Below are 14,720 nucleotides of genomic sequence, written 5' to 3' on the forward strand. Positions count from 1 at the left end.
AGTGCCTTGCAATCAATAATTTGCAGAGCGATGATGAAGCACGAACAGGGTCTTTTGCCCTTTTATGACTTTCAGGGAGGTCTATCCATGCGTAATATCGGACATTTTATCGGCGGCAAGCATGTCGCAGGCAAGAGCGGCCGCACGGCCGATGTCTTCCAGCCGCTCGACGGCTCGGTGCAGGCCAAGGTGGCGCTTGCAACCAAGGAAGAGGTGCGCGCGGCAGTGGAAAATGCCAAGGCGGCACAGCCGGCATGGGGCGCCACCAATCCGCAGCGCCGCGTGCGTATCCTGCGCAAGTTCATCGAACTGGTCGAGGCCGAATATGACAGCCTTGCCGAATTGCTGGCGCGTGAGCATGGCAAGACCATTGCCGATGCGAAGGGCGATATTCAGCGCGGCCTTGAAGTGGTCGAAGTCAGCCTTGGTGCGCCGCATATGCTCAAGGGTGAGTTCACCGATAATGCCGGAACGGGTATCGATACCTATTCCATGCGCCAGCCGCTTGGTGTCGTCGCCGGCATCACGCCGTTCAATTTCCCGGCCATGATCCCGCTCTGGAAGGCTGGCCCTGCGATTGCCTGCGGTAATGCCTTCATCCTCAAGCCTTCCGAACGCGATCCGGGCGTGCCGATGCGCTTTGCCGAACTGTTCATGGAAGCGGGTCTTCCGGCAGGTATTTTCAACGTGGTCAATGGCGACAAGGAATCGGTTGATGCGCTGCTCGACGATCCCGATGTGCAGGCTATCGGCTTTGTCGGCTCCACGCCGATTGCGAAATATATCTATGGCCGCGGCTGCTCGAACGGCAAGCGCGTGCAGTGCTTTGGCGGTGCGAAGAACCATCTTCTCATTATGCCGGATGCGGATATGGACCAGACCGTCGATGCGCTGATCGGTGCGGGCTATGGTTCGGCGGGCGAGCGCTGCATGGCGATTTCGGTCGCGGTGCCGGTTGGCGAAGATACTGCTAACCGCCTGATGGAAAAGCTGGTTCCGCGCGTCGAGGCGCTGAAAATCGGCACCTCGACCGACAATTCCGCCGATTACGGTCCGCTGGTCACGCGGGAAGCGCTTGAGCGCGTGCGCAATTATGTCGATCTTGGCGTCGAGGAAGGCGCGAAGCTCGTCGTCGATGGTCGTGGCTTTAAGATGCAGGGCTATGAAGACGGTTTCTATATGGGCGGCTGCCTGTTCGACCATGTAACGCCGGATATGCGCATCTATAAGGAAGAGATTTTCGGCCCGGTTCTTTCCATCGTGCGCGCCAAGAATTACGAAGAAGCGCTCGCTCTGCCCAATGATCATGAATATGGCAATGGTGTCGCCATCTTCACCCGTGACGGCGATGCGGCGCGTGATTTCGCAAGCCGCGTGCAGGTCGGCATGGTCGGCATCAATGTGCCGATCCCGGTTCCGATTGCCTATTACACCTTCGGCGGCTGGAAGGCTTCCGGCTTCGGCGATCTCAACCAGCATGGCCCGGATGCATTCCGCTTCTATACCAAGACCAAGACCGTCACCTCGCGCTGGCCGTCTGGCGTGAAAGACGGCGCGGAGTTTGTTATTCCGACGATGAAGTAACCCCAGACGATTTGTTTGCTTGCGCGTCCTCGCTTTGCTGCGCGGGAGAAAAATGAAGCTTGTGTGACGGCATGACGATTCTGCTTGCACAAGGGCGCGCCGGGCGTGATGTTGGAGAAATGATCCGGGCAGGCTGGTCAGGTCCTGCCCGGATCATGCACCAATATCGACAGACAGGCATATCATGGCCGAGCGGCGGCAGGCAGCAAAAGACGAAAGCGGCAAAAGACCGGGGGCGCGGACGCAAGACCAGGAAGAGTCTCGCCGCATACTGGAGCGGATGGAGCGCGAATCGAGTGCCATGGAAACCATGGTGCAGCGCGGCTTTTCCCGCACCGCCAGCCATCTTTCGGCGCATGATGCCGACACGGCCGATCCTGTCGAGGTCTGGGCCACCCGCATCGGGCGCGTGCTGGGCCTTTTCATCACATTGGCGATCATCGTCTGGCTCGTCACCTATCTCCTGCAAGGCTGAATCGTCATGGCATTTCCTGCATCTTCGGACGCAACAAGCGTTATCGTCATCTCAAGCCATGTCGTGCGCGGCTCCGTCGGCAATCGCGCGGCGGTCTTCGCGCTGGAATCACTCGGCTTTCCCGTTTGGGCCGTGCCGACCGTGGTGTTGCCCTGGCATCCGGGACACGGACCGGCGGGGCGTATCGTGCCGCCGCCGCAGGAATTTGCAGGTCTGATGCAGGATCTTGAACGCGCGCCATGGCTGGGTGAGGTCGGAGCGGTATTGACCGGTTATCTTGGGCATTCCGAACAGGTACAGGCCATTGCCGGGCTGGTCCGCGCCGTCAAGGCGCGCAATCCCAAGGCCCTTTATCTGTGCGATCCGGTGATCGGCGATCTGAAGGGGCTTTACGTGCCCGAGGCAACGGCTACCGGCATTCGCGATGACCTGCTGCCTCTCGCCGATATTGCGACGCCCAATCGTTTCGAGCTTGCATGGCTTACGGGGGTGGCGCTTGAAGATAACAAGGCGCTGATGGAGGCGGCTCTGGAAATAGGGCCTGCCACTACGCTGGTGACGTCGGCCTTTCCACTGATGGGGGGAAGCACCGGCAATATTCTGCTCACACCCACGCTTGCCCTGATGGCTGAGCACCGCTGCGTGCAAGGGCCGACCAACGGGCTGGGCGATCTTACGGCGGCGCTGCTTCTGGCGCGAAAACTGGCGGGATTTTCCGACGAGAAGATGCTGCAAAGCACGACGGCTGCGGTTTTCGAGATCATGGCGCGCGCGGCAAAGCGCGGAGCGGACGAACTCATGCTGGAGGCCGATGCGGCCAGCCTGTCCTCGCCGATGGCCATGGTGCAGATGCGGCGGCTGGTTCATCCGACAAAAGGCCTTCGGGCATAGGGGGCGGGCGTAGGGGGTGGGCGTAGGGGGGAGCCTTGGGGCGCAAGCGTAAAAATTGCGTGTTACGCGCTTTTTCGTTGCTCTCGATTTTCGATCAGGATAATGGACAGGCATGGTAGATCTTCCAGAGACATTGCTTGCCGGTTATCGCACCTTCATGAGCGAGCATTTTTCGCATGAAACGGCGCGTTATCGGGAATTGGCCGATAAGGGGCAATCACCGCAAACGCTGGTGATTGCGTGCTGCGACTCACGCGCGGCGCCTGAAACGATTTTCAACACGGCGCCGGGCGAGATTTTTGTTTTGCGCAATGTTGCAAATCTCATCCCCCCTTATGAGCCGGATGGTGAATTTCACGCAGCTTCCGCAGCATTGGAATTTGCGGTCCAAAGCCTCAAGGTCAAGAATATCGTGGTCATGGGCCATGGGCGCTGCGGCGGCATCAAGGCGGCGCTCGATACCAAAAGCGAGCCGCTTTCACCGGGCGACTTCATCGGCAAATGGATGAGCCTGATAGCACCTGCGGCAGCGGCGGTCGGCAGCAACGGGCTGATGACGCAGACAGAGCGGCAGACGGCGCTGGAACGCATCTCGATCCGCTATTCCCTGAAAAACCTGCGCACCTTCCCCTGCGTCGATATTCTGGAGAAGAAGGGCAGACTCACCTTGCACGGCGCCTGGTTCGATATTTCGACCGGAGAGTTGTGGGTCATGGATCAGCAAACGGGCGATTTCAAACGCCCGGATTAATGGATAACGGCATCTAGAGCGGTTCCTGTTTAAACGGAATCGTTGGAACCGCTCTATCTATTTGTTTTCACGCATTATCCGGACGCAAAACTGCTTCACACTTTTGCTGGAAATGCTCTATCATCGCTGGATATGCAAACGCCCGGAACTTCCGGGCGTTTTCATTATTACCGACGATGTTATTTGCCGTCGATGGCCTTGCCCATTTCGGCAATGGCGCGCTGGTAGACGCTTGCGGCGTTCCAGCCCTGGATCGCGACAAAATTGGGCTCGCCCGGCTGGTAGCCCGCACCGCGCTGCCAGCCATGGCCGACGAGGAAATTGGCGGTGGAATAAAGTGCATCGGCCTTGGAGCCGACCATGTCTATGTGGCCGCTGCCATCGCCGTCCACGCCATATCTGAGCACATTGACGGGCAGGAACTGGGTCTGGCCGATTTCGCCATGCATGGCGCCGATCGCATTGGGCGCAAGATCCTGACGGTCAATGAGCTGGAGCGCGGCATAAAGCTGCTCGGTGAAGAAGGCGCTGCGGCGGCAATCATAGGCAAGTGTCGCGACCGCCGAAAGCGTATGCTGTTTGCCCAGATAGGAGCCAAAGGCGGTTTCCATGCCCCAGATGGCGATCAGCGGACCGGCAGGAACGCCATAACGCTTTTCAATATTGGCGAGGAGGGCGGCATTCTGCTGCTTGATGGAGCGGCCACGCTTGATGATGGTGTCGGTGCCGCGGACCCGCTTGAATTCCTCATAGGACAGCTTGAAGCTTTTCTGGTTGCGGTCGGCGTTGATCGTAGCGCGGGCATAATTGGTGCCGGAGAGAGCCTGGATCGCTGACGGACCGATGCCGCGGGCCTGCGCTTCCTTGATTGTCGATTGCAGCCAGGCATTATATCCTGCGCCGTCATTGCCGCATTGTGCTGCGATGGCACTGCCGGTTCCGGCGATCATGCCGATTGCTAGAACTGCTGCTGCGGTCAATGACCGACCCTTGGCAACGAATGCCATTCGTTTCTCCTTTGGAGTTGATTCGATCTCGGCGCGAATTTGCCATTCTTTATGGCAAATGTCATGCCAGATTGGCGGCAGGGAGCGCCATTAGCGGTGCTTTTGCTTGACAGCGATGCCATAAAGCCATAAATGCTCCCCCAATCTATCCGCGATCTACAGAACGCGAGCCGCCGACCGGGACCCATTATGGTATAAAGCGATCCCGGAGGTCCACATCCGACAGCGCGATGCGCCCTCGGGTGCGTTACCTCTTTGGCGCTTCTTGAACTGGCAGGCAGGCGGGACGATCTATCCCTGATGAAGCCTTATGCCTCCTCGCGGATAAAAGGGAAATTCGATGTTTGAATCACTTCAGGAGCGCCTTGGCTCCATTCTGAACGGCCTGACCGGACGCGGCGCTCTTTCCGAAAGCGACGTGACGGCGGCGCTGCGTGAAGTGCGGCGCGCGCTGATCGAGGCCGATGTGTCGCTGGAAGTGGTTCGTTCCTTCACCGACAGGGTTCGCGAGAAGGCCGTCGGCGCGGAAGTTCTCAAGAGCATCAAGCCCGGCCAGATGGTCGTCAAGATCGTTCATGACGAGCTTGTCGAGATGCTGGGCACCGAAGGCGTCGCCATCGACCTGAACGCGCCCGCGCCGGTCGTCATCATGATGGTCGGCTTGCAGGGTTCGGGTAAGACAACCACCACCGGCAAGATCGCCAAGCGGTTGAGCGAGCGCCAGCGCAAGAAAGTGCTGATGGCCTCGCTCGATACGCGCCGCCCGGCAGCACAGGAACAGCTTCGCCAACTCGGCATTCAGACCACAGTCGATACATTGCCAATCATCGCCGGTCAGTCGCCGGTGGAAATCGCCGGGCGCGCCGTTCAGGCCGCAAAGCTTGGCGGTCATGACGTGGTGATCCTCGATACCGCTGGCCGCACGCATATCGACGAGCCGCTGATGGTGGAAATGGCCGACATCCGCCAGGTCGCCGATCCCCATGAAATCCTGCTCGTTGCCGACAGTCTCACCGGTCAGGACGCTGTCAATCTGGCGCGCAATTTCGACGAGCGCGTCGGCATTACCGGTATCGTGCTGACCCGCATGGATGGCGATGGCCGCGGCGGTGCAGCGCTTTCGATGCGCGCCGTCACCGGCAAGCCGATCAAGCTGATCGCCACCGGCGAAAAAATGGATGCGCTGGAGGAGTTCTATCCCAAGCGCATCGCCGACCGGATCCTGGGCATGGGCGACATCGTTTCGCTCGTTGAAAAGGCTGCTGAAAACATCGATGCGGAAAAAGCCGCAGCGATGGCCAAGAAGATGCAGTCGGGCAAGTTCGATCTCAACGATCTTGCCGACCAGCTCAACCAGATGAAGAAACTGGGCGGCATGGGCGGCATCATGGGTATGATGCCGGGCATGGGCAAGATGAAGGATCAGGCTGCCGCCGCCGGTCTCGACGACAAGGTTTTCGACCGCCAGCTTGCGATCATCGGTTCGATGACCAAGGCCGAACGCGCCAATCCCGACCTGCTCAAGCACAGCCGCAAGCAGCGCATCGCCAAGGGGTCGGGCACGAGTGCCGCCGACATCAACAAGCTGCTCAAGATGCACCGCCAGATGGCCGACATGATGAAAGCCATGGGCAAGGGCAAGGGCGGAATGATGAAGCAGATGATGGGCGGCCTTGCCAGCAAGATGGGTCTTGGTGGTCTGGGCGGCGGCATGGGGGGAATGGGCGGCATGCCCGATCTCTCCAAGATGGACCCCAAGCAGCTTGAGGCGCTGGCCAAGCAGGCGGAAGCAGCAGGGCTCACCAAGGGCGGCGGAATGCCGGGGCTTCCCGGTGGCGGACTGCCGGGGCTGGGCGGGCCGAAACTTCCCGGCCTTGGTGGCGGCTTGCCCGGATTGCCGAAGAAAAAGTGAGTGTCATGAGCGACGAGCAGAACACCATACCCGCCGAACTTCTGGCATTGCGCGCATCCATCGACAATATCGATGCAGCGCTCATTCATATGCTGGCCGAACGCTTCCGCTGCACCAAGGCGGTGGGCATTCTCAAGGCTGAACGTGGATTGGCCCCCGCCGATCCCAACCGCGAGAAGCGGCAGGTTGAGCGTCTGCGGACGCTGGCGCAATCTGCCAATCTCGACCCCGATTTTGCCGAGAAATTCCTCAACTTCATCGTGAAGGAAGTCATCAGGCATCACGAGCATACCGCTGCAAATCACGGCGGAAATTAATTTTAACCACCTTCATGTTCCGGCCAAGACCGGCGCATAATAGACATCAGGAGATTGAACCATGGCCCTTAAAATCCGCCTCGCACGCGCTGGCTCCAAGAAGCGCCCTTACTACCACATCGTCGTTGCCGACGTTCGCGCACCGCGCGACGGCCGTTTCATTGAAACGCTCGGCGCATGGAACCCGATGCTCGCCAAGGATGCCGAGCGCGTGAAGCTCGACGCCGACCGCGTTCAGCATTGGATCGCACAGGGCGCACAGCCGACCGACCGCGTCCTGCGTTTCCTCGATCAGGCTGGCGTTGCCAAGCGTGCAGAGCGCAACAACCCGAACAAGGCCGTTCCGGGCAAGAAGGCTCAGGAGCGTATCGCTCTCGCCAAGCAGGCCGAAGAAGAAGCCGCAGCCAAGGCTGCTGAAGCTGCTGCCGCAGCGGCTGAAGCAGAAGCAGCACCAGCTGAAGAAGCCGCAAGCGAATAATCGTTGCGAAAAACTGCATTTTTTTAAAAAGCGGCGGAGCAATCCGCCGCTTTTTTCATATGGTTTTCTGTCCATGCGTCAAACGGCTGGACGGCTGGTGATTTTTCTCTATCTTGTTGATTTGACGGCTCGCATTTCTTCGATTGCCTAGATGCGGGCGCTGCGAACCGCGCTTTTTCAGGAGAGCCTCATGTCGGCTGCGACGATTACGACTTCTCTTTCCTTCCGCCGTATTTTCATTGCCCTTGGTCTTTTCATTCTGGTTCCGCTGCTTTCCGCCTGTGGTTTCAATACGATTCCGACCAATGAGGAGAAGGCAAAGGCCGCCTGGAGCGAGGTGCAGAACCAGTACCAGCGCCGTGCCGATCTGGTGCCCAATCTGGTCGAAACCGTAAAGGGCTATGCCGCGCATGAACGCGAAACCCTTCAGGCGGTCATCGATGCGCGCGCCAAGGCGACACAGGTGCAGATCACGCCGGAAACGCTGAATAATCCCGAGCTTTTCAAGCAGTTTCAGGATAATCAGGCCAATCTGACCGGTGCTCTCTCCCGCCTTATGGTGGTTGTCGAACGCTATCCGGATCTCAAGGCCAACCAGAACTTTCTCGCGCTGCAATCCCAGCTTGAGGGAACTGAAAACCGCATTGCGGTGGCGCGCCGTGATTATATCGAAGCCGTGCGTGTCTATAATACCTCGCTCAGAACCATGCCGACCATGCTCTGGAAGACGTTCTGGTTCCGTGATGCCGAACCGATGCAGACATTCACGGCGGATGCAGCCAGCCAGAGCGCGCCACAGGTGAATTTCAACAACTGATCGGGCTTGCGGTGGCTGCTGTGCTTGTGTTGCGTGACGCCTTACATGGCCTGAGACGACGGGGGAACCCTGCCGGTTTCCTCGCTGTCCTTCTGGCTGCATTGTTTCTCGTAATCACGGGAGCAACGGCGCAGGAGACACAAAAGCCCGTTCCGGTGCTGAGCGGTCGCGTCGTTGACGATGCGGGTATCATCGATCCGGCGCAGCGGGCGCAACTCACGCAAAAACTGGCCGATTTCGAGGCGAAGTCCTCCGATCAGGTGGTGGTCGTCACGGTGCCAAGCCTCAATGGCGAGGACATTGAGAGCTTTTCCAACCGGCTTTTCCGGGCCTGGGCGCTGGGGCAGAAGCAGGAAGATAACGGCATATTGCTGGTGGTGGCGCCCAATGAGCGCAGAGTGCGCATCGAGGTCGGCTATGGGCTGGAAGGCACCATGACCGACGCGCTGTCGAGCGTCATCGTCAATGGCACCATCATCCCGGCATTTCGCAATGGTGATTATAGCGGCGGCATCGTGCAGGGCGTCGATGGAATCTTGTCGGTGCTTTCGGGCGATGGGGCCGAACTTGAAGCGCGCGCCAAACGCAATGCGCAGAGCCAGCCGGATGATGTGGACTGGATCGCGGTCGTCTTCATCACATTCTGGTTCCTCATCTTCTTTGGCGGTTTCGGCATGGCGGTGCTCGCACCGATCTTCGGGCGCAAGATCGGCCCCGGCCAATATGAATGGCTGGGCATGCGTGTCGGCACTAATGGGGCGCGCAATTCGCGTGGCGGCGGACGTTGGGGCGGTGGCCTTGGTGGTGGTGGTATGGGCGGTGGTGGCGGGTGGTCGTCGGGTGGAGGCGGCTTTTCCGGCGGCGGCGGTTCGTCGGGCGGCGGCGGCGCGTCGGGAAGCTGGTGAGAGGCATGCAACAGGGCAATTTCATAAGTGCTGACGATCATACCCGCATTGCGGAAGCGATCCGCAGGGCCGAGGCTGGCACGAGAGGCGAAATTTACGCGGTTCTGGCGCGCTCCAGCGATGATTATTTTTTTGCGGCGGGTTTTATCGCGACCTGCGGCATTCTCATTGCCGCGGTGATTGCTGCCTGTCTGGCGCATTGGTACTGGTTCGACATATCCTTGCCGATGTTCGGTCTTGCCATTCTTGCCGCTTTCATTTCTGCGATAGGGCTGCTGTGGCTGGTGCCGTCGATGCGCATGCGGCTGGTGCCGCGGCATATCCGCTACAAGCGCGCGCATCTGAATGGTGTGCAGCAGTTTCTGGCGCGGAATGTGCATATCACCGAGCAGCGTACGGGGATTTTGCTGTTTGTCTCGCTGGCCGAACAATATGCCGAAGTGATAGCGGATGCAGGTATTCATGCCCGTGTCAGGCAGGAGGACTGGAACGCCATTGTGGCCATGCTGACCCATCATGCATCGCGCTCTGCCATTGCAGAGGGCTTTTTACAGGCGATAGAGCAGGCGGGCGGGTTGTTGTCGCAGCATTTCCCCGCAGGGCCGGATACGCCCAACGAACTTGACGACCATCTCATCGAGATCTGACAAATATGTGAGCCCGTGAAAAATCTCCGCCGTTTCCGGACGCAAAACCGTTTCACACTTTTGCTGGAAATGCTCTAGTCTAACCCAATTGCCACATAACAGGAGTATCCGAGTTGACTGCAAAGCAGGACCGACCGAGCAAAGCAAAAGGTTCCAAGGCAGGCAGGGAGGAAAAGAAGGGCGGGAAGCCCAAGGTTCCGGCTGCTTTCTCGCAGCTTCTGTTTGAATGGGCGCCACCGGAAGATCTCGCTGCATATAGCGCCAAGGCCCTCGAAAAATCGGCCTCCACCGCCTATGCCGCACTGGAGCGCTGGCGGCGGGGCAGCACCGTCATCAGCATCGAGAATGATATAGAGCGGCAAGGCCGCCCCATCAGCGTCGTTACGATCGTCAATGGCAACAAGCCGTTTCTGGTTGATTCCGTCATGGGCGAACTGGCCATGCATGCCGGGCAGATATTCATGCTCGTGCATCCGGTTCTCGATATTTCGCACGAAAAGAACCAGCTCGTCATTCATGGCGAAGCTTCGCAGCTCGCTGCGGCCAAGGATGTCGAGCGCGTCAGCCTGATACAGTTTCATCTCTCGGCCATGAACGAGGAGGCGCAGCGCGAGCTGGCCGCTTCCCTTGAGCGCATTATCGGACAGGTCGGCCTTGCCGTGGGTGACTGGAAGCCGATGCTGCAACGCATCGAGGCGGCCATTGCCGATTACAAGCGCACCTATGCACTGACCAGAGATGCGGTCATGCCGGAGGCCATTGCCTTCCTGCAATGGCTGCGCGACGATAATTTCGTTTTTCTGGGAATGCGTGAACTGGCCTTTGCGCGCGAAGGCAAGAAGCGTGTTCTCGCGACGCTCGGAGAGCCTTTGGGCATTCTGGCCGATCAGGCTGTGCGTGTTCTGCGCAAGGACGATGAGGATCAGGCCGCGCCGCCGGAGACCGCCGAATTTCTCGACAGTGCGGAACCGCTGATCATTACCAAGGCGAATACGCTTTCGCTGGTGCATCGGCGCGCCCATCTGGATTATATCGGCATTAAAATCTTCGGCGACAAGGGCGAAGCGGTGGGGGAATTGCGGCTGGTGGGCCTGTTCACCTCGGTTGCCTATACCAGTTCCATCACCAATATTCCTTTCATCCGTTCAAAGGCCGATGCGGTCATCAAGACGCTGGGCTTTAACCGCGAGGACCATTCCGGCAAGGCGCTGGTCAGCGTTCTGGAGGAATATCCGCGCGACGAGCTGTTCCAGATCGATACGGAAAGCCTGACCGCCAATGCCGAACTGATCCTTGCGCTTGGCGAGCGCCCGCGCGTGCGCGTCATTCCGCGCCATGATCGTTTCGGACGCTTTGCGTCCATCCTGATCTATATTTCGCGTGATCGCTATGATTCAATCGCGCGCGAGAAGATCGGGCGCTATCTTGTCGAAGTCTATGAAGGCGAGAGTTTCGAATTTCACCCGGTGTTTTTGCCCAATGGGCTGACACGCGTGCAGTTTGTGGTTCGCCGCATGAAGCATTCCATGCCGCATGTGGATCGCGAAACGCTGGAAAACAAGGTGCGCGATATTATCCGCACATGGGAAGATACCGTGGCCGAAAGTGCTGCGACGGAAAATGCCTCGACAATTGCGCTGGCTTCGGCATTTCCGCCCTCTTATCGCGAAATCTTCACGCCTGCCGATGCATTGGAAGATGCCGCGCGCATTGAAGGGCTCAGCCCGCAAGCGCCGCTTTTCGTCGATTTTTATCGCTATCGCACCGATGGGCCGGACGGGGTTTCGCTCAAGCTTTATCACCATGGCGCGCCGGTGGTGCTTTCGCAGCGCGTGCCGCTTCTGGAAAATATGGGTTTTCGCGTCATCAGCGAGCAGACCATCGAACTGCCCGATGCAGGCGGTCCGGGCATTCCGGTATTTTTCCACGATATGCAACTGGTCAATGCCTTTGGGTCTGCGGTCGATCTCTCGGATGAAGGCGAGATGCTGGAGGAGGTGTTCCGCACCGTGTGGAGCGGGCAGGCGGACAATGACGGTTATAATGCGCTGGTGCAGACAGCCCGCCTGAGCGCGCGGCAGATCATGATCCTGCGCGCCTATGGGCGTTATCTGCAACAGGCGGGGATTGCCTATCCGCAGAGCTTCATTGCCGCTGCCCTCAATCGCTATCCGGAGATTGCAACCGATCTTTTTGCGCTCTTCGACCTGCGCTTCAATCCCGCATCCAAGCGCCGCGACAAGGCTGAAAAAAAGCTGGTGGAGGCCATCGAGACAGCACTTCTTGGCGTTCCAAGCATTGATGACGACCAGATATTGCGCCGCTTGCGCAATCTGGTCGAGGCGACGCTGCGCACCAATGCCTGGCAGGAGGATGGCGAGGGAAAGCCGCCTGTGACCTTCGCCTTCAAGCTCGATCCGCGTGTGATCGAAGGTCTTCCGGAACCGCGCCCCTATCGCGAAATCTTCGTCTATGGGCCGGAAGTGGAAGGCGTTCATCTGCGTTTTGGCGCAGTGGCGCGCGGTGGCTTGCGCTGGTCGGACCGGGCGCAGGATTACCGCACGGAAGTGCTGGGTCTGGTCAAGGCGCAGCAGGTGAAAAACGCCGTCATCGTGCCGGTTGGCGCAAAAGGCGGCTTTTATCCCAAGCGCCTGCCTGCGGGCGGCGACCGCAATGCGGTTTTCGAGGCCGGGCGCAATGCCTACAAGGTGTTCATCACGACGCTTTTGTCGGTCACGGACAATATCAGGGATGCGCATGTCGCGCCGCCCATCGACGTGGTGCGGCACGATGATGACGATCCCTATTTCGTGGTCGCAGCCGACAAGGGCACGGCGACCTTCTCCGATACCGCCAATGCGATCAGTCAGGCGCATGATTTCTGGCTGGATGATGCTTTCGCGTCGGGCGGCTCGGCAGGTTATGACCATAAGGGCATGGGCATCACTGCGCGCGGGGCATGGGAAGCGGTGAAGCGTCATTTCCGCGAATTGGATATTGATATTCAATCGCAGCCTTTCACGGTGGCGGGTGTGGGGGATATGTCGGGCGATGTGTTCGGCAATGGCATGCTGCTCTCGCAGCAGACGCGGCTCATTGCCGCTTTCGATCACCGCGACATCTTCATCGATCCCGATCCGGTGGCCGCGACGGGTTTTGAAGAACGCCAGCGGCTGTTCAATCTGCCGCGTTCGAGCTGGCAGGATTATGATCGCGCGAAAATCTCGGCGGGCGGCGGTGTTTTCAGCCGAAGCCAGAAGACGATCACGCTTTCGGCAGAAGCGGCTGCTGCCATCGGGATGGGCAAGACCACGGCCACGCCGCAGGAAATCATGGTCGCGATCCTCAAAGCGCCGGTCGATCTGCTCTGGTTCGGCGGCATCGGCACCTATATCCGCTCATCCGCCGAAACGGATGCACAGGTGGGCGATCGCGCCAATGACGCCATCCGCATCACCGGCTCGGATGTGCGGGCGCGGGTGATCGGCGAGGGCGCCAATCTGGGCATGACGCAGCGCGGGCGCATCGAATATGCGCTGGCAGGCGGTATTGAAAGCAAGGGTGGGCGGGGCAATACCGACGCCATCGACAATTCGGCTGGCGTCAACTGTTCCGACGTCGAAGTCAACATCAAGATCGCGCTCGCCGCCGCCATGCGCTCCGGTTCGCTCAAGCGCTCGGCGCGCGACAAGCTGCTGGTCAGCATGACCGATGATGTGGCGCAACTGGTGCTGCGCAACAATTATCTGCAACCGCTGGCCCTTTCGCTGATGGAGCGGCAGGGCCTTGGGGGCCTGCCCTATCAGGCCCGTTTCATGACCGAGCTGGAAAGCCGCAAGCTGCTTGACCGCAAGGTCGAGAACCTGCCTTCGGACGCTTTGCTCGTCGAACGCCAGAAATCCGGCCAGCCGCTGACACGGCCCGAACTTGCCGTGCTGCTGGCCTATGCCAAGCTCTCACTTTGCGACGATCTCGTTGCAAGTGCATTGCCCGACGAGCCTTATTTCCATTCGCTTCTGCTCGATTATTTCCCGCAGCAGATGGTGAAAGCCTATGGGCAGGAGATTTCAAACCATCGCCTGAGGCGGGAAATCATCGCCACGCAACTGGCCAATGACGTGGTCAATCGCGGCGGCATCACCTTTGTCAGCAATCTTGCGGATATAACAGGCAAGGCGGCGGCCGATATTGTCCATGCCTATGTGGCGGTGCGCGACGGTTTCGCGGTCAATGCGATCTACGACGCCATCGATGCGCTCGACAACAAGGTGGCGGGCGTGGTGCAGAACCAGTTCTATGAGCTTGTCGGCGAAATGCTGCAAGCGACGACGGCATGGGGCCTGCGCAACGAGAAGAGCGATGTGCCGCTGGGCAAACTGGTGAAGACTATCGCAACAGCCCATGCGGAACTGGAGCCGCATCTGATCGAGTTCATGCCAGAATATCTTTCCGCAAGGATACAGGAAGACAAGGCGGCTTTCATCGAAAAGGGCGCGCCGGAAGCGCTGGCGGTACGTCTGGCGCATCTGCAATTTGCCACCATCATGCCGGATATTGCCCTGATTGCCCAGCTTGCAAAAGCTGATCTGGTGGCTGCCGCCAAAACCTATTTCGGCGTGACCGAAGCATTCCGGATTGGCCGGATCGAGGAAGCGGTGCGCATCATACCGGTCACGGATTATTATGACGGGCTGGCCCTTGCGCGCGCAAGCGATACCATCATGCATGCCGCGCGCAGCATGACGGTTACGGCATTGAAGCGCTTTGGCAAGGACAAGGATCCGGCATCTTCATGGCTTGCAGCCAACAGCGCGCGCATTGAACAGGTGCGGGGCCGGATGCTGGCCCTGACGGAAGGCGGGGCGCCCACGGTTTCCCGGCTTGCGGTTGCCGCCGGGTTGATGTCGGATCTGGCCCTTTGACGCGGGAAGCGGGC

Annotated in this window: 12 protein-coding genes; 11 read left to right on the plus strand and 1 reads right to left on the minus strand. The window is 59.3% G+C overall.

Features of this window, described 5'->3' with window-relative positions; translation table 11 throughout:
• The first annotated feature begins 87 nt into the window (after positions 1-87).
• From DKP76_RS14850 to DKP76_RS14865, 4 genes are all read left to right on the plus strand, one after another.
• Positions 88-1,584 (plus strand): CoA-acylating methylmalonate-semialdehyde dehydrogenase, encoded by a 1,497-nt coding sequence (locus DKP76_RS14850; RefSeq protein WP_109707727.1) that lies wholly within the window; start codon positions 88-90, stop codon positions 1,582-1,584.
• Positions 1,585-1,768: 184 nt separating this feature from the next.
• Positions 1,769-2,059 carry a hypothetical protein gene (locus DKP76_RS14855; protein ID WP_109707591.1) on the plus strand — a complete coding sequence of 97 codons (291 nt, stop codon included), beginning with the start codon at positions 1,769-1,771 and terminating at the stop codon, positions 2,057-2,059.
• Positions 2,060-2,065: 6 nt separating this feature from the next.
• A complete protein-coding gene (gene pdxY, locus DKP76_RS14860; protein ID WP_109707592.1) occupies positions 2,066-2,950 on the plus strand; it encodes a pyridoxal kinase PdxY in 885 nt (294 codons plus the stop codon).
• A gap of 112 nt (positions 2,951-3,062) precedes the next feature.
• On the plus strand, positions 3,063-3,701 hold the full coding sequence (locus DKP76_RS14865; RefSeq protein WP_109707593.1) for a carbonic anhydrase: 639 nt from the start codon (positions 3,063-3,065) through the stop codon (positions 3,699-3,701).
• 179 nt (positions 3,702-3,880) lie between these two features.
• Here the strand turns inward: DKP76_RS14865 and DKP76_RS14870 are convergent, their stop codons facing one another.
• Positions 3,881-4,708: a lytic murein transglycosylase gene (locus DKP76_RS14870; RefSeq protein ID WP_109707594.1), complete on the minus strand. Its 828-nt coding sequence runs from the start codon at positions 4,706-4,708 to the stop codon at positions 3,881-3,883.
• 340 nt (positions 4,709-5,048) lie between these two features.
• Between DKP76_RS14870 and ffh the strand changes: the two genes are divergently transcribed.
• From ffh to DKP76_RS14910, 7 genes are all read left to right on the plus strand, one after another.
• Complete coding sequence (gene ffh / locus DKP76_RS14880; protein ID WP_109707595.1) at positions 5,049-6,620, plus strand: signal recognition particle protein; 1,572 nt, start codon at positions 5,049-5,051, stop codon at positions 6,618-6,620.
• Between the two features lie 5 nt (positions 6,621-6,625).
• Positions 6,626-6,937 (plus strand): chorismate mutase, encoded by a 312-nt coding sequence (locus tag DKP76_RS14885; RefSeq protein WP_109707596.1) that lies wholly within the window; start codon positions 6,626-6,628, stop codon positions 6,935-6,937.
• A gap of 61 nt (positions 6,938-6,998) precedes the next feature.
• The gene (gene rpsP, locus DKP76_RS14890) at positions 6,999-7,415 is read left to right on the plus strand and encodes a 30S ribosomal protein S16 (protein WP_109707597.1); all 417 of its coding nucleotides are present in this window, start codon (positions 6,999-7,001) and stop codon (positions 7,413-7,415) included.
• A 190-nt stretch (positions 7,416-7,605) separates the two neighbouring features.
• On the plus strand, positions 7,606-8,232 hold the full coding sequence (locus DKP76_RS14895) for a LemA family protein (RefSeq protein ID WP_109707598.1): 627 nt from the start codon (positions 7,606-7,608) through the stop codon (positions 8,230-8,232).
• A 92-nt stretch (positions 8,233-8,324) separates the two neighbouring features.
• A complete protein-coding gene (locus DKP76_RS14900; RefSeq protein ID WP_425349413.1) occupies positions 8,325-9,137 on the plus strand; it encodes a TPM domain-containing protein in 813 nt (270 codons plus the stop codon).
• Between the two features lie 5 nt (positions 9,138-9,142).
• Positions 9,143-9,784, plus strand: a complete 642-nt coding sequence (locus DKP76_RS14905; protein ID WP_109707599.1) for a TPM domain-containing protein — start codon at positions 9,143-9,145, stop codon at positions 9,782-9,784.
• 113 nt (positions 9,785-9,897) lie between these two features.
• Positions 9,898-14,706 (plus strand): NAD-glutamate dehydrogenase, encoded by a 4,809-nt coding sequence (locus DKP76_RS14910; protein WP_109707600.1) that lies wholly within the window; start codon positions 9,898-9,900, stop codon positions 14,704-14,706.
• The last annotated feature ends 14 nt before the right edge of the window (positions 14,707-14,720 follow it).

The sequence above is a fragment of the Falsochrobactrum shanghaiense genome (genome assembly GCF_003149535.1).
Lineage (GTDB): Bacteria > Pseudomonadota > Alphaproteobacteria > Rhizobiales > Rhizobiaceae > Brucella > Brucella shanghaiense.

Coding starts and splice junctions, on each gene's coding strand:
- pdxY (WP_109707592.1), top strand. CDS start 2,066: ATGGCATTTCCTGCATCTTCGGACGCAACAAGCGTTATCGTCATCTCA.
- DKP76_RS14895 (WP_109707598.1), top strand. CDS start 7,606: ATGTCGGCTGCGACGATTACGACTTCTCTTTCCTTCCGCCGTATTTTC.
- DKP76_RS14855 (WP_109707591.1), top strand. CDS start 1,769: ATGGCCGAGCGGCGGCAGGCAGCAAAAGACGAAAGCGGCAAAAGACCG.
- ffh (WP_109707595.1), top strand. CDS start 5,049: ATGTTTGAATCACTTCAGGAGCGCCTTGGCTCCATTCTGAACGGCCTG.
- DKP76_RS14905 (WP_109707599.1), top strand. CDS start 9,143: ATGCAACAGGGCAATTTCATAAGTGCTGACGATCATACCCGCATTGCG.
- DKP76_RS14870 (WP_109707594.1), bottom strand. CDS start 4,708: ATGGCATTCGTTGCCAAGGGTCGGTCATTGACCGCAGCAGCAGTTCTA.
- DKP76_RS14885 (WP_109707596.1), top strand. CDS start 6,626: ATGAGCGACGAGCAGAACACCATACCCGCCGAACTTCTGGCATTGCGC.
- DKP76_RS14865 (WP_109707593.1), top strand. CDS start 3,063: ATGGTAGATCTTCCAGAGACATTGCTTGCCGGTTATCGCACCTTCATG.
- DKP76_RS14850 (WP_109707727.1), top strand. CDS start 88: ATGCGTAATATCGGACATTTTATCGGCGGCAAGCATGTCGCAGGCAAG.
- rpsP (WP_109707597.1), top strand. CDS start 6,999: ATGGCCCTTAAAATCCGCCTCGCACGCGCTGGCTCCAAGAAGCGCCCT.